The sequence below is a fragment of the Flavimarina sp. Hel_I_48 genome, assembly GCF_000733945.1.
GTDB lineage: Bacteria > Bacteroidota > Bacteroidia > Flavobacteriales > Flavobacteriaceae > Leeuwenhoekiella.
In genome coordinates this window covers 3007921-3033275 of record NZ_JPOL01000002.1, presented here as the reverse complement: position 1 = coordinate 3033275, position 25355 = coordinate 3007921, and the positions used below count along the sequence as shown (strand labels likewise).

Below are 25355 nucleotides of genomic sequence, written 5' to 3'. Positions count from 1 at the left end.
ATTTACCTAATGTTAACCTAATTAATATAATTTTGGAAGAACTCATTCTAGATTGTGCTGTTGTTGACGATTCTGCTCTTCAGCGCCTAGCTATAGTAAAGCTCATTAAAGATCACCCCAGTCTGCGCCTCGTTGCCCAGTACAATAATGCGATAGAGACCAAAAACGGACTTCTTGAAACTAAGGTGGATTTGATTTTTCTCGATATTGAAATGCCCATACTTACGGGTTTTGATCTCCTTGATGATCTCGTTCACAAACCGCAGATTGTATTTGTGACCGGTAAAACTAAATATGCCTATAAAGCGTTCAATTACAATGCTATAGATTATTTAAGGAAACCGCTTACAAAAGACAGGTTTATGAATGCCGTGCACAAAGCACTTAGCATGCACAAACTTAAGATGGAAGGCAATGTGCAGGAAGACGATTACATTTTTGTAAAAAGTAATCTTAAAAAGAAAAAAGTATTTCTCAATGAACTCAAATTTATCGAGGCGCTGGGCGATTACGTTAAGCTCATCACCTACAATGAGCCCATTATCGTACTTTCTACCATGAAAGCTTTTGACGAGCAATTACCTTCAGATCGTTTTATGCGTATTCATAAATCGTATATCATCAACATTGATAAGGTAGAAAAATACAATAGTAGGAATATTGAGATAGAAGGTGACAAGATCCCTCTAAGTCGTCATAAAAAGGCGAAGCTCATGGAAGTACTTTCTGCATAACACCAGTTGACCCCAAATCGCTGACGAACCCATATCAAAACCCTTTGTAACAAATACAAAGGGTTTTCTGGTTCTAATAATTATCTACATTAATTACCATCTTGACACTGCGAAACTGTCCCACGCTCATAAAACTGCCTCGTACTTTTGATATGGCACGTTTGGTTTTAACGAGGCTTTGATTCCCTGGTATTTTGATCAGGATGTTGCGGTAATACTCATTGCGTATTCTGGAGACCGGTGGCGGTTCTGGCCCCAGCACGTTTTTACCAAATAAATTCTGCAGCCCTTTCCCCATCCATACCGAAGCGTCTTCTATTTTTTGAAAATCCCGGTGTTTAAGGGTAATCTTTATAAGCCTGCAAAATGGCGGATACTTATATACGTACCGTTCCTCAAGTTGCTCTTTATACATCCCAGAATAATCATTTGCAGAAACCTGCTGCAGGATCTGATGATAAGGATTGTAGGTTTGTATGAAAACCCTGCCCCTTTTTTTTGTCCTTCCGGCGCGGCCAGAAACCTGCTGAATCAATTGAAAACTGCGCTCATGCGCCCTAAAATCAGGTATGTTAAGCATACTATCTGCGCTTAAGATACCCACCACGCTCACGTTCCTAAAATCAAGCCCTTTGGTAAGCATTTGAGTACCCACTAGAATATCAGTCTCGCCCTGCTCAAAGGAGGTTATTATTTTTTCAAAACCGTATTTTCCACGGGTGGTGTCAGAATCCATACGGCCTGTATTCGCATCTGGAAACAGCGTCTTGAGCTCTGTTTCAATCTGCTCTGTACCAAAACCTTTAGTATCCAGTTCATCACTTCCACAAGCCATACATTTTTGCAGCATGGCTATGTGATACCCGCAATAGTGACAGCGCAACTGGCTGCGGTGTTTGTGATAGGTTAAGCTAACATCACAATTGGGACACTGTGGGGAATGACCACAGGTGTTGCATTCAAGAATGGGGGAATAGCCCCGCCTGTTCTGAAAAAGAATAACCTGCTCCCCTTCTGCAAGGGCTTCATTTATACCTTCAAGCAACGTATCGCTAAAATGACCGCTCATCTTCTTTTTAAAATACTTCTCTTTTATATCAATAATGGTGTTTTCAGGCATCATAACATCACCGTAGCGTGTCTTTAAGGTAACCAGGCCATACTTTCCCTGCTGGGCGTTGTAATAGCTTTCTAGAGCCGGTGTAGCAGACCCCAAAAGGACTTTTGCCCGCTGATTATTTGCGAGCACTATGGCCGCATCCCGTGCTTGATAGCGCGGCGCAGGATCAAATTGCTTGTAGCTCGGTTCGTGTTCCTCATCCACGATGACCAACCCCAGATCCTGAAATGGAAGAAAAACCGCACTTCGCGCACCGAGAATAAGTTGGGCTTTTTGCTGGTTGTGAAGTACATTGTTCCACACTTCCACACGCTCATGTACGGTATATTTAGAATGATAAACAGAAAGCTGATCGCCAAAGTAATGCTGTAACCTTGCCACAAGTTGTGTCGTCAAGGCGATTTCGGGCAAGAGATAGAGCACTTGCTTGCCCTGATCCAACTGCTCTTTTATAAGATTTACATAAATTTCGGTTTTACCCGAAGAAGTGACCCCATGCAAAAGACAAACATCTTTTTCCTGAAAAATAGTTTTGATCTCCTGTAGCGCCAGCTTTTGTGCATCATTTAATTCTTTTATTCCATCGCCCTCCTGGCCATCAAACTCGATTCGATCCCTCTGAATTTTGTATTTCTCTAAAACGCCTTTTTTTTGAAGCGCTTTCAACTGGGCACTGGATGCATTTGCCGCTTTTAGCAATGCTTTGGCTTTTATGGGTTTTGAAGATTTGGCGCTAAGCGAAAAATAATTCAGTACAAGCTCCCGTTGTTTTGGTGCGCGTTCCAGATCATCCAGTAAATCATGCATCTTCCCTTCATCTTCATAAAGCGCAGTGAGCTTTACATAACTTACAAGTTTTGGTTTATACGCTTCATAAATCTCCTCTTCAAGCTCCACGACATTCTGGTCTATCAGTTTCTGAATCACCGGAAGCACTTTCTTTTTTCCCAAAATGTCCATGACTTCCTTGATGCGCAGGGAAGAACTGTTTTGTAACGCATCAACAAGCAATTGCACATCATCATCTTCAATACTTGTGGCTTCAAGGTCCACTCCTTTTTTTCGTTTTATCAGGGTTTCGCTTTCAAGTATAAATGCATTGGGCAGCGCTGCGCGCATTACCTCCCCCAGCGTACACATGTAGTAAGAGGCCATCCACTTCCAGAATTGCAATTGGCCCAGATGCACAATGGGCTGCTCATCCAGTATATGCTCAATATCCTTTGTCTCGTATATTCTGGGTTGCGTAGTATGAACGCCGATGGCAAGCGCGGTATATATTTTTGATTTCCCAAAGGGGACCGCCAGCCGCATACCTGGCTTTATAAAAGAATATTCTGCGTCAGTAATACTATACGTAAAAGTGTTTTCTACGGGAATGGGCAAAATAACATCTACAAAATACATGCGCTGAATATATAAAAAATGGCCGCCCAAAGATAAGGACAGCCATTGAAATGAAGTTTTTTAAACCTAAAAGATACCTAGTAATGTTCGGTTCAATCTAAACGGGACCAATACTGCGTACGGCCCAAAAGGGAAAACCCAACGTAACCCCTTACCTTGAGGCGGTCTGGATTCTCTAGCGCTATATAGCATTTATATAATTTTCCAGAAATGGGGTCTAAAATTTTGCCGTCACTATATTCATCACCATCTTTTTCGAGTCCACGTATGATCATCAAACCTGTTAAAGGTTTGCCTTTATCATCGCCGGGGCATTCGGTACATTTTGCGTTCTTTTTTTTGGGGTTGATAAGTTCAACAATCTTACCATAGACTTTGCCATCCTGTTTGTAGATTTCAACAATAGATTTGGCATCGCCCGTCTGATCATCAATGGTTTTCCATTTACCGGTCACATCTTGAGCCATGAGGTTTACCATGGAAAATAATAGCACTGAAAGCAGTAGGATATTTTTTTTCATAAAAGATAAATTAGAAATTACATTTTAGTTTATAAAGTGCTGCGTTTAGCTCAAAACCAAGCAGCAAAAGATTTGAGTTTAACCAAATATAAACCATCATGATCAATAATGCACCTATAGAACCGTACAACTGGTTATATGTTGAAAAATTAGTAATATAAATTCCAAAAAAGTAAGTAGTAAGTAAAAAAAGCACGGTTGTAAGCAATGCGCCTACGGAAAAAAACCGGTAATGCCTGCCCTCTTTTGTGCCAAAATAAAATAAAGTCCCTACTACACAGTAGATCATAACTATAATAAACACATAACTGCCCAGGGAAGATACCCACGAATTATCATCAGTAAAAATAAAATGCCGATTGATCTGACCAATTTTATATTGATAAAAGACGATCACAACCACGCTGAGCAGCAACATGAGTGCAAGGATTATTGAGACACCAAGCGCAACCAGATATTGGCGTACTATGGTACGGTTTGCAGAGGTATGGTAACTATATTCAAAACCGGTAAAAATAGCATTGACCCCATTTGCCATCAGAAATATCGCAAAAATAAGGGTGAAGGAAAGTAGACCCCCACGCGGGTTTGCCGCAATATCCAGTAAAATGGGTTCAAAGAAATCCGCTGTTTGTGGTGGAAGCACCCCGTAAACAAAATTGAGAAATTTCTCCTGAAAATCTGCAATGGGCACGTATGGGATAAGATTCAGGATGAATAGAAAAAAAGGAAACAAGGCCATAAAAAAACTGAAGGCGATCGCACTTGCGCGGGTAGAAAAAGTACCCTTTACAATGCCCACAGAATACAGTTCCCAGAAATCGTAAAGCGACAAGCCTTGCAATCCAGGCAACTTGATACCTTTCATGTAAAGCACAATGTCGCTTACGACGGGTATAGCCCGTAATTTTTTTTCAATCTGTTTATCCATTAGATAGCTTTCAGGCTTAGGTCCATATTATAAACCGAATGCGTCAACGCTCCACTTGATATATAATCTACCCCACAATCCGCATATTTTCGGGCTGTTTCAAGTGTAATCCCACCAGAGGATTCTGTTTGACAGGCGTCACCTATTCTTTGTACCGCTTTCTTCGTATCCTCATAATTAAAGTTATCCAAAAGTATACGGTGTACGCCACCTGCACTTAAAATCTCATCTACCTCCTGAAGGTCACGCGCTTCCACGATTATCTTGAGATCGCGCTTTTCCCGTTTCAGATATTCTTTGGTTTGCTCAATAGCCTGAGCGATTCCCCCGGCAAAATCGATATGGTTATCCTTGAGCATGATCATATCATAAAGGGCAAAACGATGGTTCTCCCCTCCCCCTATCTTCACGGCAATTTTTTCCAGCGCGCGCAATCCAGGGGTGGTTTTGCGGGTATCCAGGATTTTTGTCTTTGTGCCCTGTAACAATTCGGCAAAAGCTTTTGTTTTTGTAGCAATGGCGCTCATACGCTGCATCCCGTTAAGCACCAGGCGCTCAGCTTTTAGAATGGCCTGTGCTTTTCCCTGTACATAGAATGCGATATCCCCCACGTTGACTTCATCTCCTTCATTCATCAGGATTTCTACCTCCAGTTGAGGATCAACATATTTGAAAACTTCCTGAGCAAAGGCAATGCCCGCGATAGTCCCTTTTTCTTTGACCAGTAATTTTGCTTTACCGGGTGCTTCTGCGGGTATGCACGCCAGCGAACTATGGTCACCATCCCCTACATCTTCCCGTATGGCATTTGCTATGATCAAGGCAACTTCCCCGGCCATTTGTGATTCTGATATCATATATAAGTAGTTCTTTAGTAGTGGTTGACAACGTTTTTCTAACTGCTAAGTTGCCTTAAAATGCAGATTATTAGGCTAAAAATCACCTGTTTTAGACTAAAATTCCGCTTTTTCGGCTTAAAACCGAAAAGAATTGCCGTAAACCGAAATCTATTGGCAAATTTAGCGGCCTAATTCCTTCTCAAAAATACAAAATCCTATTTTTGCAACATGAACATAAAATTGATCTGCATAGGCAAAACGGATGATCGCAACCTTGACGAACTCATAACCGTTTACAGCAAGCGACTGGGTTTTTACGTGAATTTTGAAATGGATCTCATTCCAGATCTCAAAAAAACCAAAAACCTAACCGAAGAACAACAAAAAGAAAAAGAAGGACAATTAATTCTTGATCGAATAAGTCCGCAGGACCAATTGATCCTGTTGGATGAAAAAGGAAAGGAATTTACCAGCGTGGGTTTTTCTCAATACCTTCAAAAAAAGATGAACAGCGGTATTAAAACACTGGTTTTTGTTATAGGTGGTCCTTATGGTTTTTCTGCAGAAGTCTACGCCAAGGCACAGGGAAAAATTGGTCTTTCAAAAATGACTTTTTCACATCAGATGATCCGTTTATTTATGGTAGAGCAAGTTTATAGAGCCTTTACCATTCTACGGAATGAACCTTATCACCATCAGTAAAAATAGAATATCTTAAATTTTGAAATCTAAATTCAGAATTTTCAACCTGCAACATTCAACTTTCAACCTTCCGGACTAAAATCCGTTATTTTAACCACAAATTGCCAAATGACACTCGTTTTTGCCACCCACAATCCAAATAAACTAAAAGAATTACAAGCGCTGGTACCCGATTTTATTCAGTTAAAAAGCCTTACTGACATAGGCTGTACAGAAGAAATCATTGAGGATGCCCCCACTATTGAGGGCAATGCCCTTCTCAAAGCGCGTTTTATAAAACAAAAATATAATCTGGACTGTTTTGCTGACGATACCGGCCTGGAAGTCGCAGCACTTAATGGCGAACCAGGTGTTTATAGTGCGCGCTATGCCGGTGAACAGAAAAATGCGGATGACAATATGAAAAAATTATTAAAAGCACTGCAAGACACGCGGAACCGAAAGGCCCGCTTTAAGACCGTGATCGCCTTAAGTTTAAACAACAAGGAATATACCTTTGAAGGTATTTGCAACGGTGCGATTACCGAAGAAAAAATGGGGGATTCCGGTTTTGGCTATGATCCCATTTTTAGACCAGAAACCTACTGGGAGACCTTTGCAGAAATGCCCTTAGCGCTCAAAAACAGTATAGGCCACCGCGGAAAAGCGGTTCAAAAGTTAGTTGATTTTCTCAAAGAAAAATTATAAAAATGCATTTTAGAGGATAAAAATTAAAACTATTGCTCAAAAAACAAGTTGAAAAAGCCATTAATCAACTTATAATCAGTTGCTTGACAATACACTTTAATTTATCAATTTTAAATTTTTTAACACTATCTTTGCGCCTTCTTAACCACTACAGGTTATTATAAATATCACATAATGAATAAATTTCAAGCGTTAGGACTAAATGATGCTATCCTGCAGGCAGTAGCCGACATGGGGTTCACAGAACCCTCAGATGTACAGGAGCAAGCCATTCCCGTCCTACTTAAAGACGATACTGATATCGTCGCACTCGCCCAGACCGGGACGGGAAAAACGGCAGCATTTGGTTTTCCGCTTATTCAAAAAATAGACGCAAACAGTAAAACTACCCAGGGGCTCATACTTTCTCCCACAAGAGAACTTTGTTTGCAGATCACTAAAGAAATTCAAGCGTACTCCAAGCATGTAAGGGGGATCAATGCAGTTGCCGTTTATGGTGGTGCAAACATTAGCGAGCAGGCCAGACAGATTAAGCGTGGTGCACAGATAATTGTTGCCACACCGGGTCGTATGATGGATATGATGCGCAGAAAAATGGTGGATATTACCGAAATCAGCTATTGCATACTCGATGAGGCCGATGAAATGCTCAATATGGGCTTTTACGAGGATATCACGACCATTCTTGCCGATACCCCAGAAACTAAAAATACCTGGTTATTTTCGGCTACCATGCCGAAAGAAGTTGCCCGTATTGCCAAAAAATTCATGAAATCCCCCGTGGAAATCACAGTTGGGACAAAAAACACCGGAGCAGAAAATGTTTCGCATGAATTTTATATGGTCAATGCACGGGATCGCTATCAAGCGCTTAAACGTCTTGCAGATGCCAACCCTGAAATCTTTTCAGTTGTTTTTTGCCGTACAAAACGCGATACCCAGAAAGTTGCAGAACAATTGATCGAAGATGGTTATAACGCCGCCGCAATTCACGGTGACCTAAGTCAGAATCAGCGTGATCTTGTGATGAAAAGTTTCCGTAACAGACAGATACAAATGCTGGTTGCCACAGATGTTGCAGCCCGTGGTATTGATGTAGATGACATCACGCACGTTATCAACTATCAACTTCCTGATGAGATCGAGACTTACACCCACCGTAGCGGTCGTACCGGTCGTGCAGGAAAAACGGGTATTTCTATTGTAATCGTTTCTAAAAGCGAAGCACGCAAGATCAGACAGGTCGAAAAAATCATCAATAAGAAATTCATCCAGAAAGAAATCCCTACCGGAATGGAAATCTGTGAAGTACAGTTGATGCACCTGGCCAATGATATAAAGAACACAAAAATCAATCATGAGATTGATCCTTACCTTTTCAGTATCAATGAAGTATTGGAAGGATTGAGCAGGGAAGAAATTGTCAAAAAAGTCTTTTCTGTTGAATTTACAAGGTTCTTCAATTACTATAAGAAAACCAAAGATCTCAATACAGAAGTAAACGCACAGATCAAAGAAGAATCTGGTGATTCCACACGTTACTTTATCAATGTGGGCGCAAAAGATAACTTTGACTGGATGACCCTTAAAGACTTTCTGAAAGACCTTACCGGTCTGGGTGATGGTATTTATAGGGTAGATTGTAAAGACAGCTTTAGCTTCTTTAATACAGATACCGAACATAAAGATACCGTTATCGCCCTCTTTGAAGACTTTAAACTTCAGGGTCGTGACATTCACGTAGAAGTCACTAAAGATACACGCGGAAGCGGCGGCGGTGGCGGCGGCAAAAAGCGCAAAGGTGGCGGTAGAAAGAGTGGCGGTTTTGGCGGAAACAGCGATAAGAGATCTTCTTCAAAAAAAGGAGAAGGCAGAAATAGAAGTGAACGCCGAGGATCTAATACCAGCGGTGGTAAAGCCCCATTTTCTGGAAAGAGAAGACGTAGGGACAGAGATTAATGCGATTATGTAAGTCGAAACTAATAATTTTGGTATGATTATTCCATCTCTTTTTCTAAATTGACCCCCTATTATGAAAAAGATTTTTCTTACCCTCTTGCTTTTATGTGCAGGTATCTGTTTTTCACAAGAAAACAACAATACCGAAATCATAACGGGTAGTGTGCTAAACGCATCTACTGATGAAATCCTGGAGGGGGTAAATATCATCAACCTCAATAATGTTAAGGGTGCCATTACCGATGCCGAAGGTATTTTTGAAATACAGGCAAAGGTTAATGACACCCTTTATTTTTCTTTTTTGGGCTTTAAGACCTTACAGGTTCGTGTTACCAATGACTGGCAGAAGTTTGGTGATGTAAAGGTAAAAATGACCGAAGTGGGTATCGCCCTCGAAGAAGTTGTGGTCAAAGATGTAGAGCTTACCGGTTATCTGGAAATAGATGCTAAAAATGTTCCCGTATTCAAGAACGTACGGTATAGCATTAGCGGATTAGATTCTGGATATGAAGCAGGAAACAGTCAGCCAGGCGCTATCAATCAGGTGCTCAACGCAGTTTTTAACCCGGCAGATTTTCTCTACAAAGCCTTTGGAAAACGGCCCAAACAGATGAAAAAAATGCGGGAAATGAAGGAAGATGATAAGATCAGGGCCTTGTTATTAACCAAATTTGACCGGGAGACCCTGGCCGCACTTTTACAGGTGACCAAAGTTGATATTGACGAGATTCTTCGCCGTTGTGATTACTCTGAAAGTTTTGTAAAAACTGCAAACGATTTGCAAATCCTTGATGCCATAAGCAGCTGTTATGAGGAATATAAAGTCCTCAATCGGCAAAAATAAGTTTCCGTTCCAGAAAAAATTACGTTGTACTAAACCGGGAACCTGGAATTAAAGAAATACCTTTAAAAAAACCGCTGACCTTAAAATCTAGAATTTTAAAGTCAGCGGTTTTTTATGTTCACTATACATAGTCTGAACGCTTTTTGAACGCTGCTAGGAGTTCGTCGCTATTTTTTACATGCTTTTTTAACCATTGCAATTTCAACTGTAAACGTTCCTTTTCATTTAGTTCCCAGTTCAACTTGCCATTACGTAAGCGCGACATCAAATCCTGAATGATTATCGCCGCAGAAACCGAAATATTGAGACTTTCCGTAAAGCCATAAGTAGGTATGTAGATAAAGTCATCTGCCGCTTCCATAACCTCAGCGCTCAATCCTTTTGCTTCACTGCCAAAAAACAAGGCCGTAGGCTTGTTCCACTTGAAATTGGCCAGAGTCTGTTCCTTTTTATGAGGGGAGGTGGCCACTATCCTATATCCTTTTTCACGCAGCATTCCCAAGGCTTCCATAGAAGAGGAATGCCTGTGAACGGTCGTCCATTTTTGAGCTCCCATTGCAATCTCACGATCAATACGCCTACCAAAGCGATCTTCTATAACATGCATGTCCTGAACACCAAAAGCTTCACAACTACGCATTACCGCGCTAGTGTTGTGCAAATGGCCCACGTCCTCCACAGCCACGGTGAGGTGATAGGTGCGTGTTGCCGCAACCGTTTCAAAAAGCTCTTTTCGTCTCGGCGTTACGAAACTTTCAAGATACGCCAATAAGTCCTTTTCTTCCATAGCCCGAAAATAAAAAAATCCGGTCGTACGACCGGATTTTTATTCGAAATCTTATGTATTTCAATTTTTCAATACTAATTATCATTTACCCCTACGTTCCCCTGGGCAACAAGGACTCCTAAATCATCTGCACTTAAATGTGCATTGATATAACCGTCAATGGCTAACATTTCAGTATAGGTGATCGGTGTATCATCATTGTAGGCTGCAACATTGGTCTTACTTAGACCGGTAGCACCCACGACACTTGAAAGTGTTATAACAATATCGCCTGGAGCTTCAGCAACAGATCCTGCATGTATATGTGCAGGAAAAAGACTGCCTGATGATGTTCCGTTAAGTGATAATGTCACTAAAGTTTCTCCATTAACGCGCTCTGCGAAAGACGCCACGCCGCTGATTGCAGGATTACTAACATCATTGAGAATATACGACTGCTTTGAACCAGTCAGTTCATTTTGACCTATATCTCCCTGTGCAAGAAGTGTCGTGATATTGAGCGAACTTTCATGTACATTGATATAACCATCATATTCTAAGAGAGCAGCATATTCCACAGCTGTATCGTCATTAAAAGCTTCCACTTGAGTAGCACTCATACCGGTTGCCCCATCTACATCCTTTAGATCAATTACAATATCACCAGTCTCTGCAGCGGTATTCATGTGAATATGCGCGGGATGTGCATTGCCATCAGACGTTCCTTCTAAATTCAATTCTACTAACGTGGTACCATCCATACGCTCAGAGAAGGTTGCCGTACCGCTAATATCTGGATTAGATACTGAACCTAAAGCATACTCTTTAGTATTCCCAGTCAATTCATTTACACCTATATCTCCTTGAGCAAGCAATGTGGTAATATCAGCTAAACTCGCGTGTACGTTAATATACCCATCATATTCCAGAAGACCTTCATAGCCTATTGAAGTACCGTCATTAAAAGCTTCTACTTGCGTAGCACTCCTACCTGTAGCTCCATCAACCTCTTTAAGATCTATTGCTATAGCTCCTGTCTCTGCCGCACTGTTCATATGAATATGAGCAGGGTGTGAATTGCCATCAGTCGTTCCTTCTAAATTTAATTCTACAAGAGCAGAACCATCCTTACGTTGAGAAAAAGTAGCACTACCCATAATATCTGGATCTGAAACGGAACCCAAAACATACTCTTTAGTTTCCCCGGTCAGTTCGTTAGCTCCTATATCGCTTTGCGCTACTAGAGTCGCAAGATTGTCTGCACTCAAATGCACGTTGATATAACCATCATAATTTAATAAATCTGAATAATCTACAGCAGTACCATCGTTAAAGGATTCAATATGAGTCATGCTCATACCAGAGGTGCCATTGACAGCTTTAAGATCAATAACTATCCCACCAGTTTCAGCTGCACTGTTCGTATGAATGTGTGCTGGGTGCGAGGCTCCATCGGGGGTACCATCTAAAGCGATTGTAAGAAGTGTCGCGCCACTTCGGCGTTGTTCTAACGTGGCGGTACCACTTATATCATCAATCGCCTGGCTTGCTAAAATATATTCAATGCTCTCACCTGTAAGCTTATTGTCACCTATATCGCCCTGAGATACGATGTTTTGAGCATCACTGGAACTTTGTATATTGATATGACCATCGTAATTAATCAACTCTTCAAAACTTAAAGAGGTAATATTTGTAACACTTGTGCGACTGGATCCATCAATTGGATTTAAAGAAATTTCAACTTCCCCACCTTCAACCACACTGTTTGATAGAATATTTACGGGGTATGTTCCTTCCATAACCTTTAATAAAACAACTGTAATATCTGTGGAACCATCATTTTTTTCAACAAATCCAACTTGAGCATTAACTCCATCACTAGATGTAGCTTTAAGGTCATAAGAACCACGGTTGCCTGTCCCATCTGAAATTACATCTGAGTCATCGTCCTGACAGGATGTTAACCCAGCAACCAGGATCACAAATAAGAAATAAATTTTTTTCATAATTTTTTGTTTTAACTATTAAATGTTTAATATACCGAATTAGTTCAGCATTAAAATACCATAGAATGCGCATATTAACGATAAAAACATAATTTTCAACCTTTTAAATATTTAATATTATGTTAAAAAAAATATTTATACTTACCGGAGCTGGCATTAGCGCAGAGAGCGGACTCAAGACATTTAGGGATGCTGACGGGCTATGGGAAGGTCACGATATCATGGATGTTGCGACACCAGAAGGCTGGAAAGCAAATCAGGAGTTGGTGCTCGATTTCTACAATCAACGCCGGAAACAATTACTAAGTGTACAACCCAATGCCGCGCACAAAGCACTCGTTGAACTGGAAGAGCACTTTGATGTAACTATCATAACCCAGAATGTGGATGATCTCCATGAGCGCGCAGGCAGTAAAAAAGTTATTCACTTGCATGGCGAACTATTAAAAGCGCGCAGCAGTGCCGATGAGCATGATATCGTTTCCTGGCAAAAAGATATAAAAATGGGCGATTTGTGCGCTAAAAAAAGTCAGATGCGGCCTCATGTGGTTTGGTTTGGGGAAGCCGTACCGCTACTCGATGATGCGGCACGAGCGGTAATGCAAGCAGATATAGTACTTATTGTGGGCACATCCATGCAGGTCTATCCTGCGGCCGGACTCATTGACTACGCCCCGGCAAATGCTGAGCTTTATTTCATTGACCCACAGCCCAACATACAGTCTGCCCACAACTTAAAGGTAATTGCAGAAAATGCCTCTACCGGAGTCCCCACACTCGTCAATGAACTCATTAAAAATACATAAAATCAAATTTATAGGTTTTTCCCTGACCGGTCTGTCGATTTCGGTTTACAGCTTTCTAAGATATCGATAATACGGTATTGTGGTTTGAGAACCCAGATGCACAATGTATATTTGCTCCTCAACATAAAAACTATGCTCAACGCCCTTGAAGCCGTATCGCCCATAGACGGCAGATATCACAGAAAAACTGCCTCACTGACCGCTTTTTTTTCGGAAAAAGCCCTTATAAAATACAGGATTAAGGTAGAAGTGGAATATTTTATTGCTCTTTGCGAACTACCACTCCCACAGCTAAAAAATGTTGATCCCAAACATTTTGATACCCTACGGAATTTGTATCTGGATTTCACGACCGAAGATGCGCAGACCGTAAAAGATATTGAAAAAGTTACCAATCATGATGTAAAAGCCATTGAATACTTTATAAAACAGCAATTTGACGCGCTGGATCTCGCCGAATATAAAGAGTTTATACATTTTGGCCTTACCTCACAGGACATCAATAACACCGCGATTCCGTTAAGTTTAAAAGATGCCATAAATGAAATTTATCTTCCCCAGTTAGAAGAAGTACAGGTGGTTTTGGCGAATCTTGCCGAAGAATGGGACACCGTGCCAATGCTCGCAAGAACACATGGCCAACCGGCATCTCCCACCCGGCTGGGTAAAGAAATTGAAGTTTTCAGCGTTCGTCTTAAAGAGCAGTTACGCTTATTGAATGATATCCCCAGTGCGGCAAAATTTGGTGGAGCGACGGGCAATTACAATGCGCATCAAGTGGCCTACCCCGCCATTGACTGGAAAAAATTTGGTAACGAATTTGTACATGGGAAATTGAAATTACACCATTCTTTTCCCACTACTCAGATAGAACATTACGACCATATGGCAGCGCTTTTTGACAATCTAAAGCGTATTAATACCATACTTATAGACCTTGATCGTGATTTCTGGACGTATATTTCCATGGATTATTTCAAGCAAAAAATCAAAGAAGGGGAAGTAGGTTCTTCGGCGATGCCGCATAAAGTAAATCCCATCGATTTTGAAAATAGCGAGGGAAATCTTGGTATGGCCAATGCTATTTTTGAACATCTTTCGGCGAAGTTGCCTATCTCGCGTATGCAGCGTGACCTGACAGACAGTACGGTTTTGCGTAACATTGGGGTGCCATTGGGCCATACGCTTATCGGTTTACAAAGTACGCTCAAGGGACTTCATAAACTGGTGCTGAATGCCTCAAAATTTGACGCTGATCTGGAAAATAACTGGGCAGTGGTTTCCGAAGCCATTCAAACAATTTTACGACGCGAAGGGTATACAAATCCTTATGAAGCCCTAAAAGGACTTACGCGAACAAATGCCGTGATATCAAAAGAATCTATCGCATCTTTTGTTGAAACCTTAGAAATAAGTGATGAAGTAAAACGGGAATTACAAGCAATTACGCCCCAAAATTATACTGGGATTTAATGTAAAAATCACTGTAAATACGCTAAAAACCGGTCTTTTTGATCGGTTTTTAGCGTTTATAGGCCAATAATCGCAGGGCGTTGAAAACAACAAGCAAGGTCGAACCTTCATGAATGGCAACCGCGACCCCTATGTTAGCCCAGTTCATAATGGTTGCAGGCACTAAAAGCGCCACCACTCCCAGGCTCAACCAGAGATTCTGCCTGATAATATTTTTTGCTTTTCGGCTTAGGCCAATGGCAAAGGGGAGGGTGCTCAGTTTATCTGCCATTAGCGCGATATCCGCAGTTTCTAAGGCGACATCGCTACCAGCTGCGCCCATCGCAATGCCCACGGTACTATTTGCCATTGCAGGTGCATCATTTACCCCGTCACCCACCATGGCGAGCTTGTTTTCCTTTTCTTTCAGCTCTTTGATCGCGGCAACTTTTTCTTCTGGCAATAAGCTGCCACAGGCTTCGGTAAGGCCTATTTCTTTTGCGACAGCATTGGCCACTTGTTGGTTATCGCCGGTAAGCATAATCATCTTTTTTATGCCCAGCTTCTTGAGTTCGCCGAGTGTCTTTTTAGCCTCGCCCCTGGGCGTATCCATCAGTCCGAGAATACCTATAAACGTATTGTCCCTTTTGACGAGCATAGTGGTTTTCCCTTCAGCTTCCAGGGTTTTTACCTGCTCAAGTACGTTTTTTGCTTCTTTTTGATCAATTTCGGTATATAAATCCATATTACCGATCTCGATAGCGCTTCCCTCATATTGCGCCCGTATCCCTTTTCCCTGTACCGCATCCAGATTTTCTGCTTCCTGAATTGCTTCCGCGGAAGTTAATTTTGCCGTACCGTCACGCACTACCGCTTTGGCCAAAGGGTGATCGCTCAACGCTTCGACGGAGACAACGATCTCCAATAACGTTTGTTCGTCAGTTCCGTTAAGCGGAAGAATATCGGTCAGTTTTGGTTTTCCTTCGGTAAGCGTGCCTGTTTTATCAAAAGCGATAGCAGAAAGAACACCAAGATCTTCAAGTGGTTTTCCCCCTTTGACCAGAACTCCGCCACGGGCGGCACGCGCTACGCCACTCAAGACCGCAGACGGCGTGGAAATTGCAAGCGCACAGGGACTTGCGGCCACAAGAACTGCCATGGAACGGTAAAAACTGGCACTCCAGGATTCATCGATAAGTAAAAAAGCAAAATTCAGTAAAATCACCAGGGCTATAACGGAAGGAACATAATATCTTTCAAATTTATCGGTAAGGCGCTGCGTGGGCGATTTTTTTTCCTGTGCATCCTACACCATTTTGACCAGCCGATTTAAGGTAGAATCACTGGCCTCTTTAATTACGCGGATCTCAAGGGTTGAATTACCGTTAATAGTACCTGCAAAAACATGACTTTCTTCCGGTATTTTGTTGTTATCCTTAAATTGCTGCCGCGAATCTGCAATTGCTTTTTTATCTACCGGAACGCTCTCTCCCGTTATGGGCGCCTGGTTGATACTGCTCGCACCTTTTACGATAATCCCATCTGCCGCAATTTTACTATTGGGCCGTACCACGATAATATCGCCTAGATTCAATTTCTCTATTCCTACTTCACTCGTAGCGCCATCTTTTTTAAGAAGTGCTGTTTTAGGGGCCAGATCTGTCAGGGAGGCTATAGATTTACGCGCTTTGCCCATCGCAAAATGCTCAAGGGCATGTCCCAGACTAAAAAGAAAAAGCAAAAGTGCCCCTTCTGCCCATTTATCAAGAAATGCGGCACCTATGGCAGCGACGATCATTAGAAAGTCAATCTCAAATTCTCCCTGTGAAATTTTTTCTACCGCTTCTTTAACGGTGTAAAATCCGCCAAAAAAATAGGCTGCGAGGTATAAATACCATGGAATGTTCGCCCCTATTTCAGTAAACGTATCCAGTAAAAAACCGGTGGTGACAAAAATTCCACTTAGAATGGCAAAATACAGTTCCGTATTTGGCCCTAAAAATCCTACGTGTTCTTTTTCTTTATGTACATGTGCGCAACAATCTGCCATTTTCTCAATATTTAAACGCAAAGTAGTTTTTAATTAAGCGCAATGGAAGTGCAAAAGGAAATGGGCATGGTCTGAGAAGAAAGTTGATCAACTGCATTTGTCACAAATGCCCTGAACGACGAGATTCATGTCATGGGCGCTATATCCCGGGGGAAGGCTGATCTGCGGAATTTTATATTCGGTGAGGCAGGTGGTCTCATCACAGGTACTGCAATGAAAATGCAAGTGCAGGTCATGGTGGTCTTCAAGGGTACAACCCGCATCGCAAAGCGCATATTTTGAAATTCCGGTGCCATCTTCTATCTGGTGTACAATGCCCTTATCCTCAAAGGTTTTTACAGTGCGATACAAGGTTGTACGATCTGCTGTAGCAAATGCATTTTCTATATCGGTCAGCGCGACCGCTACTTGTTTTTGCGTCATATACTTATAAATAAGCTGACGCATTGCCGTGGGACGCACCTTTTTTTCCTTTAGGAATTGTTCTATTTCACTCATTTTTCAAACCTTTAGGCACTTCTCTCATGAATAAACGGTATACTTTTTGGAATCTATCAATACATTAATCTCTATTAACCCTGCGGAATATACTCCGTATTACTTCGTTTGGTAAGGTAGATCGTTTTTCGGCTTTGCCGGAATGTGAATAATAGATCCTAAAATGCTGTTCCTTTGCCGGACCTAAAGATACGAAATACACAAAACTTCCTCCCCGGAAAAATCCCATTAAAGTGCTATGATCAATTCCATAAATAACAAATTTACAAGATTCCATTGGCTTTTTTTTCTGATCGTTTTATCCGCTTCTTCTATCTGCGCAACACCAATAGATACACCTCCTCAAAAAACCGAAAGCTATACTCTGGACCCCAAAGCCTGGCATATTGTGGAAGGGGAAGTTACAGACGCTGTTGCCCTTAAAAACCGAATACAGTTGGAAGCTGCATTTCAAGATGCGGTAGCAAAGCAGGCAGATACCTTTAAAATAGGTGCTTTAGATGCATATTTTGACGTAGTGAGCGTCACGCATGGCAGGAAACGTTTTGATTCCTGGAAGGAAGCGATCACTATGCCAGCCAATTTTAACCTTGTTATGCGTGCCGATACGCATTTACGTGTTCAGCCAAATAATAGCAAGCGGTACGCGCTTCTCAGTAATGGAACCCACGACAATATAACCATAACCGGCGGCAATCTTTATGGAGAACGTAACACGCACAAATACTCTGGCAAAAGCAGCGACGAGTGGGGACACGTGTTAGACTTGATAGGCCTTGAGAATGGCGTGATCAACGGAGTTACGATAAAAGAGGGAAATGGTGATGGTATGGTCGTACGCGAACACAACTTTACCTACGCGGCAGATCATGACAAAACGAGAAATATCATTATCACTAACTGTACTTTTGACAATAACCGCCGAAATAACCTTGCCATTACGGGCGGTCAAGATATTCTGGTAGAAAAAAACACGTTCCTCAATGCGGGCCAGGACACCCCAACTTCAAAAGGTACAAGCCCTAAAGCGGCAATTGATGTTGAACCTTATAAGGAACGAAGCAAAAAAACCGGTAAACTCATTCATTATGAAAAAGCCGAAGGAATAGTCATTAGAAACAATATTGAAAAAAACAGTAGATGGCAAGGCTTTGTGGTCGCCACGGGTAGGGACGTTTTAATTGAAAAAAATACGATGGAATCCTCTATTAATTTTGGCTATTCAGATCATATTATAATTAGAAAAAATACAATCATCAATCCGGGTATGGGTGGTGTGGGAATGACTCTGGGAGAAGATGGTGAACGCGTTTTTGAGAACGAAGTGTACGACAATGTAGTAAAGAATTTTAAACAGGCCATCAGCGTGCGAGGCAGTGGCCATAAAATCCATAATAACAAATTTACCAATTTCACAACCGGACTGCGCATTTACGATTTACGAAACACGAGCATATACAACAATACTTTTTTTAGCGAACTGCCAGACAGTAACGGGCTTTACATTCATGTAACCACTATTGATAATTCTGTTTTGATTAATAATGAGTTCCGTTCACAGAAAAATCCATTGCATATATTCAACCTGAATTTTTATGGTCTAAAAGATGGAGAATTAAATCTTGAATCCAACGTATTTATGGGTAATGACGCTATAAGCATAGGCAATTCCAACGGAATCAATCTTACTAAAAACACCTTTGAAACAGGAATTCGCCTGGTGGGAACCAATAATATCACGATTGAAGACAATGAGATCAATGCCGGCGCTATGGACGGAATTCAGATACGGCAGGGCAATAGGAACCTAAGCTTTACCAACAATAAAATAAAGAGCAGTAAAAAATGCATTGATCTTCGGGAAACGCCGGGAGATTTCCGCAATAGCGGCAATAGTTGCGATAAATAGTCCTAAAACGCCTGATTTTGCCTAAAAACGCCCATTTTAAGGCTTTTTTGGGCGATTTTAACGTTTATTTGATTGTATTGCCCTACACGTTTAGTAAGTTCCCCCAAGTAATTTTAGAAACAATAAGAAAACGAAAAGATATGAGTCAAGTAAAAGCTGAAGATACTGTACAAGTACATTATACTGGTAAGCTAGAGAATGGTCAGGTATTTGACAGTTCCGTAGATCGTGATCCTTTAGAAGTAAAATTAGGTCAGGGACAATTGATCCCCGGTTTTGAAAAGGGACTGATCGATATGAAAGTCAAAGAAAAAAAGACGGTCACCATTCCACATAGCGAAGCTTATGGTGAAGTACGACAGGATCTATTTCAGGAAATTCCGAAAAGCGAATTACCTTCTGAAATAACCCCTGAAAAAGGAATGGGTCTTGTTGCTAAAAACCCTGATGGTACAGAACGCCAGTTGCGTGTGGCACAAGTCAAAAAAGATTCTATTATAATCGATGCAAACCATCCACTTGCAGGTCAGGATCTAATTTTTGATCTTGAAGTACTCGATATAAAATAAGAGACACAATTTGTGATCTGAAAAGCTCGAAAACGTCATGTTTTCGGGCTTTTTTCATATTATATAAGAAGAAAAACCGGCAAATTTGCCGGTTTTTATATGTTTTTGAGCATGTATATTACTTGTTAACCTATTAAATAAAGTACCCCTACCCCAGCAAAATAACCTATAAGGGCGATCCAGCTGATATTTTTGACGTACCACATAAATTCGATTTTCAGCAATCCCATAATAGCTACCCCAGCGGCAGAACCTATGATAAGTACACTTCCGCCCGTACCGGCACAATAGGCCAGCAATTCCCAGAAAGTAGAATCCTGAGGATACGTTTCTAGAGAATACATTCCCATAGCTCCTGCGACTAGCGGCACATTATCAACTATAGAAGATAACAAACCGATAAATATATTGACCAGGTAGATATTTTGAAAAGTATCGTCGAGCACTTGAGCAAGATCAGAAAGAATACCCGCGGTCTGTAAACTCGCTACAGCAAGTAAAATACCTAGGAAAAAGAGTATACTGGGCGAATCAACCTTACGGATTACCCCTGTAACAGAAAGCGCACGCTTTTTATGCTGTTCTTTGTTTTTGTGCATCAGTTCGGTAACAACCCAAAGAACACCTAAACTAAAAAGCATTCCCATAAAGGGCGGTAAATGTGTAAGTCCCTTGAAAACAGGGACGAATAAAAGTCCGCTTACCCCTAACCAAAAAACAACACGCTGTTCAAAAGTATTCACATCCACATGTTGCTCGTTCAAAGATAGAGGCTCTTCAGGACGATCTATTGAGCCTTTCATTTTAAAAGTTAGAACAATTAAGGGAACGAGCAAACAGAATAAACTTGGTAAAACGACTACAGTTATTATATTAAGGGCGGTGATTTGCCCACCTATCCACAACATAATAGTCGTAACATCCCCTATGGGAGACCAGGCGCCGCCCGCGTTTGCCGCAAGAATTACCATCCCTCCAAAAAACCATTGATCTTCGCGCTCTTTCAATAGTTTCCTTAGAAGAGCCGCCATAACGATAGCAGTAGTCAGGTTATCCAGTGCTGCGGAAAAGAAAAAGGTAATGCTACAGATGATCCATAACAGTTTAACACGGCTTGTGGTTGTAATCTTATCTGTAACCACTTCAAAACCACGATGGGCATCCATAAGTTCTACTATAGTCATTGCAGCAAGCAAAAAGAAGAGGATTTCTGAAATTTCACCTACATGCTCCAGTAAGCTCTCATCTAAAAATGAAAGGATCCCTCCTTCTCCACCGGCGGCCTCCTGAGCCGGAAGTAAAGTCTCATTACCAATAATCAACAAGACCCAGCAGACAACACCAGTAAGGATTGCGGCAGCTGCCTTATCTATTTTTAAGTTATGCTCTAGCGCAATACAGACATAACCCAGTATGAAAACAGCAATCAGTATTATATACATCGTCAAGTAGAAAGATTAAAAGTTAGGATTCGTTTGGTAGGTAAAAATTAGATATTTTATTTAGTTCTAAAATCTTTTTGACATAAAATTTATGAAAAATAGTCCATGAGGTGTAATGCTCTAATTTCTTTTATTCTACTCATAGATCTCTTGTAATTATTGCAAAAAGAAATGCCAACCGCAATATCAGCACTTACCTCTATAGCATTCAACGGAATACGCATATTTCAAAATCTCCATTAGTTCAAATAACCTAAAAACGGGATGGCTGATAGTCTTTAATATTCTAGGATGAAGTAGAGCATTAGCCAAAGAGCCATGTAAAGAAATATCAAACTTTCCGACTAATTAAGGGTTAAAATATGATGTTAACACATTCCTACGTATATTTGCAGGCGCTAATTGATAAATACATTAGATAAACAGGCGAAATATTTATTTTTCATAAAAAAATACTAAATAAAGTAATTTTCAGAGGAAATTATTGTTTTTGTCGATTATTGGTGTTATACTACCAGGTAAAAAAAAACTAAAGACTATATATGAGACAGCTCAAGATCACGAAGCAGGTAACCAATAGGGAATCGAAGTCATTAAATACCTATTTACAGGATGTCAGTAAATTAGACATGATTACCGCTGATGAAGAGGTAGAGTTGGCACAACGCATTCGGGAAGGCGATCAAATTGCCCTGGAACGATTGACTAAGGCTAATTTGCGTTTTGTTGTATCTGTTGCAAAACAGTATCAAAACCAGGGTTTAAAACTACCAGACCTTATCAATGAAGGTAATGTAGGACTTGTAAAGGCTGCAAAACGTTTTGACGAAACCAGAGGTTTTAAATTTATTTCATACGCCGTATGGTGGATTAGGCAATCCATATTACAGGCCATTTCAGAACATTCTAGAACCGTACGTCTGCCGCTTAACAAAATAGGCACGATAAGTAAGATCAACAAAGCATTCTCCTACCTGGAGCAAAGTCTTGAACGACCACCTTCTGCAGATGAAATTGCAAAAGAGCTTGACATGACAATCTCCAAGGTTAAACTTGCTATGAAAAATAGCGGTCGTAACCTCTCCATGGATGCTCCCTTCAAGGAAGGAGAAAATGATTCAAATCTTTATGATGTTTTACGTTCTGGTGAATCACCTAATCCAGATGCAGATTTGATGCAAGAATCATTAGGTACAGAGATAGAGCGTGCGCTTGAAACTTTGTCTCCACGTGAATCTGATGTCATTAAATTGAATTACGGCCTTGGCGGTGAGCAACCACACACCTTACAGGAAATTGGTGAAATGTTCGACCTAAGTCGCGAACGTGTACGTCAAATTCGTGAAAAAGGAATTCGCAGATTGCGTCATACCTCAAGAAGTAAAGTTCTTAAAACGTATTTAGGTTAAGAATCCCTGACTTCATTACAATAAAAAAACGGCCCGCTAATAAAGCGGGCCGTTTTTTTATTCACCTCATTCTACCTTAAGAGAATAGATCGATTAGACCTAGTACATCACTACTTAAAATTCTACAGGATGTTATTTGTTACAATAAGCTTGTCAACTAGAGTTATTTTTAAAGGGTATGGAAAAGCGTAAACCATAGCTGTCCTTTGTTTCGGCTTTCAGTACTCTCTCGCATATAAGTTGCCTCAAGCCGCAACTTATCCGTAAATGCATAACCTATACCACCGGCCAACCAGTTGCGGTCAAATAACGTGACATTTCTATCATTTCCTATATCTTTCTGGCCATTTATAAAAACTTCATTCAAAGCAACCAGAAAGAAGGCGTCTTTTGTGAGTGTCTTTTGATTTAAAGGAAGACGGGCGGAAACCATATAGCGAAAACGTGTCCTAAAATCCTGGTCTTCCACAAAACGCTCCTCTAACCGAAAACGATGAACCACAAATACGTTGCCCCACACCTGCTGTGATAGAAGTGCATCCTGGTATGGGCGATGCTCAGAAAACGTTGATTCAACATCTCCCAGAACACCCGAACTAAAATAAGAATAACCAGCCAGCAATGTAATCCCAGAATCTTTAGGTCTATACGTAAGTCCTCCCCTTAAAATAAGTTGCTGAAAATCATTGCCCAAACCATGTAAACGGTATTGAAAGTCCCCCATGGCACCAAACTGCGAATCACCAAATTTTGTATTGAACACATAAGCGTACCATCCGCCCAATTTACCTTCGGTTTCCTGTGCGATGCTGGTATGTACTGTAGCCAGAAATAGTGACGCAATCAGCGCACATGTTGTGAAGCTATATTTCATTTAATTTAATTTAAATCTGTATAATTTAATATTGACGAAGCGCACCGCTACTTATAAAAATCCTTCATAACATAGCATTCAAAATCTCGCCCTTTTTAAGGCAGCAATCCCTAAGCTTTTATAAACAAGATGCTTATTTATTCAACAGGCGTAACGCTTGTGTACATTTGGCTCAACTTGAGTCGAAGCTTGCGCATGTAATCCTCTTCTAACCAGTCTTTGTAATTCTGGGTATTTTTCATGATACAGTACGAATACTGGCGTATACGGAAACTGATTTCATCTTTAAGTTCCCGGGCAAGAATACGCGCATCAAAAACATCCTCCGTATTTTCAAATACGATCTTGGCATGTTGTGCTATGGAGCGTTCAAGGGCCAGTTTTGACTTTTTACCTTCGGCAAAAACCTTTTCATATTCTGCCTTGATATCAAAATCTATCTCTTTACTATTGCTGAACTGTTCGCGCAATTCGGGTGGCATTTCATAAATAAATTCCCGCTCAATATCCTCATCACTTACAAGGTTTTCAAGGTAAAATTCGGGATACATAAAAATATCATTCCAGTCCATGGGACCGTCCCAAAGGCCAAAACGCGCCACATTATTACCTAAATCAATTACCTGAAATTCTTTTTTATTAGGTAAAACCCGTGAGCCCCTACCTATCATTTGGAAATAAAGCGTGAGGGATCGTGTCGCACGGTTAAGAATAATAGTTTCAACAGTAGGCTCATCAAAACCAGTAGTTAAGATACTTACTGAGGTAAGGATCGCACCCGGGGTTTTCTTGAACCATTTCAAAATTTCCTTGCGCTCTTTGTTGCTATGGGTATTATCAAGGTGCATCACATCATAACCCGCCTCCTTGAAAGTCTCGTATACATAGTGAGACGTATTTATACCATTGTTGAAGATCAACGTCTTGGTATCTTTTGCCTTCTCTTCATAAGCCATGAGCAGTTTTTGCTGCATGCTATGGTTTGTATATAAGATCTCTGAAGATTTTACGGTATAATCCCCATTGATACCTACCTGAAGTGTTTTAAGACCTACATCATACGTGTGCACATTCGCCTGTGAAAGAAAGCCCTTATCGATAAGCGAAGAAATACTCTCGCCCATGATAAGTTTTTTATAATTATCCTTCATGGGAAGCTTCACATTAGAACTTAGCGGTGTTGCGGTCACACCAAGTATGAAGGTCTTTTTAAAATGGCTGAAAAGCTTACGGAATGAATTGTAGTGCGCTTCATCAATAATCACAAGCCCCACATCGTTAAATTTCATCTGCTTATCCTGCAAACGGTTGTTCAACGTTTCCACCATGGCTACGTAGCACATATAATTCTCGTTGCCCTCCAGGGTCTTCACCTTACTATTGATTACCATATTAGGCACATCAAAACTGGTAAGCATTTTTGAGGTCTGTGAAGAAAGTTCGATACGGTGCGTGAGAATAATTACCTTCTTATTCTTTTCAGCAATATAACGACGCACTATTTCAGAAAATATAACCGTTTTACCACCACCCGTGGGCAACTGGTACAACAGGTTAAAATCATCTGTAGATTCTTCTATACAGGCAAAAATCCTGTCTAAATCTTTTAATTGATATGAATAAAGTTCTTTTCCTTCGTTTTTTTTCCGCTCTCTAGATCGTTCGCCCAAGTGTAGTAATTTTTGATAATGAATTTTGCAAAAATAAGGTATTTAAAGGCTTCTTAAAAAAATTAACGTCTTAATATTTGTTGGATTCCTATTAAGTTCACAACCATATGTTTAGGATTATTTATAGATGCACCTGGAAAAAAGTAAAGCCTTGTAG

The 25355-nt window shown here is 40.8% G+C and carries 20 protein-coding genes and 1 pseudogene; 10 read left to right on the top strand and 11 right to left on the bottom strand.

Annotated elements, in window-relative coordinates:
* Nucleotides 1–32: 32 nt before the first annotated feature.
* On the top strand, nt 33–734 hold the full coding sequence (locus P162_RS13215; RefSeq protein ID WP_031427996.1) for a LytR/AlgR family response regulator transcription factor: 702 nt from the start codon (nt 33–35) through the stop codon (nt 732–734).
* A gap of 73 nt (nt 735–807) precedes the next feature.
* Here P162_RS13215 and priA read toward each other — a convergent pair whose 3' ends face one another.
* The 4 genes from priA to nadC all read right to left on the bottom strand — a co-directional run bounded on the left by priA (nt 808) and on the right by nadC (nt 5570).
* On the bottom strand, nt 808–3261 hold the full coding sequence (gene priA, locus P162_RS13210; RefSeq protein WP_031427994.1) for a primosomal protein N': 2454 nt from the start codon (nt 3259–3261) through the stop codon (nt 808–810).
* A gap of 92 nt (nt 3262–3353) precedes the next feature.
* Nucleotides 3354–3782 carry a DUF2147 domain-containing protein gene (locus P162_RS13205; RefSeq protein ID WP_031427993.1) on the bottom strand — a complete coding sequence of 143 codons (429 nt, stop codon included), beginning with the start codon at nt 3780–3782 and terminating at the stop codon, nt 3354–3356.
* 10 nt (nt 3783–3792) lie between these two features.
* Nucleotides 3793–4713, bottom strand: coding sequence for a YihY/virulence factor BrkB family protein (locus P162_RS13200; protein WP_031427991.1), 921 nt, complete (start codon nt 4711–4713; stop codon nt 3793–3795).
* On the bottom strand, nt 4713–5570 hold the full coding sequence (gene nadC, locus P162_RS13195) for a carboxylating nicotinate-nucleotide diphosphorylase (protein ID WP_031427989.1): 858 nt from the start codon (nt 5568–5570) through the stop codon (nt 4713–4715). The genes P162_RS13200 and nadC overlap by 1 nt, the downstream gene beginning before the upstream one ends.
* Nucleotides 5571–5780: 210 nt before the next feature.
* On the opposite strand from nadC, the gene rlmH reads away from it, so the two are divergent.
* From rlmH to P162_RS13175, 4 genes are all read left to right on the top strand, one after another.
* Entirely contained in the window at nt 5781–6254 is a 474-nt protein-coding gene (gene rlmH / locus P162_RS13190; protein WP_031427987.1) for a 23S rRNA (pseudouridine(1915)-N(3))-methyltransferase RlmH, read from the top strand.
* Between the two features lie 108 nt (nt 6255–6362).
* Nucleotides 6363–6941 carry a non-canonical purine NTP diphosphatase gene (locus tag P162_RS13185; RefSeq protein ID WP_031427986.1) on the top strand — a complete coding sequence of 193 codons (579 nt, stop codon included), beginning with the start codon at nt 6363–6365 and terminating at the stop codon, nt 6939–6941.
* A gap of 174 nt (nt 6942–7115) precedes the next feature.
* A complete protein-coding gene (locus P162_RS13180) occupies nt 7116–8900 on the top strand; it encodes a DEAD/DEAH box helicase (RefSeq protein ID WP_031427984.1) in 1785 nt (594 codons plus the stop codon).
* A 73-nt stretch (nt 8901–8973) separates the two neighbouring features.
* A complete protein-coding gene (locus tag P162_RS13175; protein ID WP_031427983.1) occupies nt 8974–9744 on the top strand; it encodes a carboxypeptidase-like regulatory domain-containing protein in 771 nt (256 codons plus the stop codon).
* Nucleotides 9745–9865: 121 nt separating this feature from the next.
* Here P162_RS13175 and P162_RS13170 read toward each other — a convergent pair whose 3' ends face one another.
* A complete protein-coding gene (locus P162_RS13170; RefSeq protein WP_031427982.1) occupies nt 9866–10531 on the bottom strand; it encodes a TrmH family RNA methyltransferase in 666 nt (221 codons plus the stop codon).
* 74 nt (nt 10532–10605) lie between these two features.
* Complete coding sequence (locus P162_RS13165) at nt 10606–12519, bottom strand: CHRD domain-containing protein (RefSeq protein WP_051907887.1); 1914 nt, start codon at nt 12517–12519, stop codon at nt 10606–10608.
* Nucleotides 12520–12638: 119 nt separating this feature from the next.
* On the opposite strand from P162_RS13165, the gene P162_RS13160 reads away from it, so the two are divergent.
* Both P162_RS13160 and purB read left to right on the top strand, forming a co-directional pair.
* A complete protein-coding gene (locus P162_RS13160; protein WP_031427980.1) occupies nt 12639–13325 on the top strand; it encodes an SIR2 family NAD-dependent protein deacylase in 687 nt (228 codons plus the stop codon).
* A 132-nt stretch (nt 13326–13457) separates the two neighbouring features.
* The gene (purB, locus tag P162_RS13155; RefSeq protein WP_031427979.1) at nt 13458–14798 is read left to right on the top strand and encodes an adenylosuccinate lyase; all 1341 of its coding nucleotides are present in this window, start codon (nt 13458–13460) and stop codon (nt 14796–14798) included.
* Between the two features lie 49 nt (nt 14799–14847).
* Here the strand turns inward: purB and P162_RS13150 are convergent.
* Together P162_RS13150 and P162_RS13145 are read right to left on the bottom strand one after the other, a co-directional pair.
* Nucleotides 14848–16827 (bottom strand): annotated as a pseudogene (locus tag P162_RS13150) (heavy metal translocating P-type ATPase).
* 87 nt (nt 16828–16914) lie between these two features.
* Nucleotides 16915–17325, bottom strand: coding sequence for a Fur family transcriptional regulator (locus P162_RS13145; RefSeq protein WP_031427977.1), 411 nt, complete (start codon nt 17323–17325; stop codon nt 16915–16917).
* A 238-nt stretch (nt 17326–17563) separates the two neighbouring features.
* On the opposite strand from P162_RS13145, the gene P162_RS13140 reads away from it, so the two are divergent.
* Nucleotides 17564–19234, top strand: a complete 1671-nt coding sequence (locus tag P162_RS13140) for a right-handed parallel beta-helix repeat-containing protein (protein WP_031427975.1) — start codon at nt 17564–17566, stop codon at nt 19232–19234.
* Nucleotides 19235–19374: 140 nt separating this feature from the next.
* Nucleotides 19375–19803 carry a peptidylprolyl isomerase gene (locus P162_RS13135; RefSeq protein ID WP_031427974.1) on the top strand — a complete coding sequence of 143 codons (429 nt, stop codon included), beginning with the start codon at nt 19375–19377 and terminating at the stop codon, nt 19801–19803.
* A gap of 125 nt (nt 19804–19928) precedes the next feature.
* Here the strand turns inward: P162_RS13135 and nhaD are convergent, their stop codons facing one another.
* Nucleotides 19929–21245 carry a sodium:proton antiporter NhaD gene (gene nhaD, locus P162_RS13130; RefSeq protein WP_031427972.1) on the bottom strand — a complete coding sequence of 439 codons (1317 nt, stop codon included), beginning with the start codon at nt 21243–21245 and terminating at the stop codon, nt 19929–19931.
* Between the two features lie 542 nt (nt 21246–21787).
* Between nhaD and P162_RS13125 the strand changes: the two genes are divergently transcribed.
* Nucleotides 21788–22654, top strand: a complete 867-nt coding sequence (locus tag P162_RS13125; RefSeq protein ID WP_031427971.1) for an RNA polymerase sigma factor RpoD/SigA — start codon at nt 21788–21790, stop codon at nt 22652–22654.
* Between the two features lie 169 nt (nt 22655–22823).
* Here the strand turns inward: P162_RS13125 and P162_RS13120 are convergent, their stop codons facing one another.
* Together P162_RS13120 and P162_RS13115 are read right to left on the bottom strand one after the other, a co-directional pair.
* Nucleotides 22824–23528, bottom strand: coding sequence for a DUF2490 domain-containing protein (locus P162_RS13120; protein WP_031427969.1), 705 nt, complete (start codon nt 23526–23528; stop codon nt 22824–22826).
* A gap of 137 nt (nt 23529–23665) precedes the next feature.
* Entirely contained in the window at nt 23666–25198 is a 1533-nt protein-coding gene (locus tag P162_RS13115; RefSeq protein WP_031427968.1) for a DEAD/DEAH box helicase, read from the bottom strand.
* Nucleotides 25199–25355 lie beyond the last annotated feature (157 nt).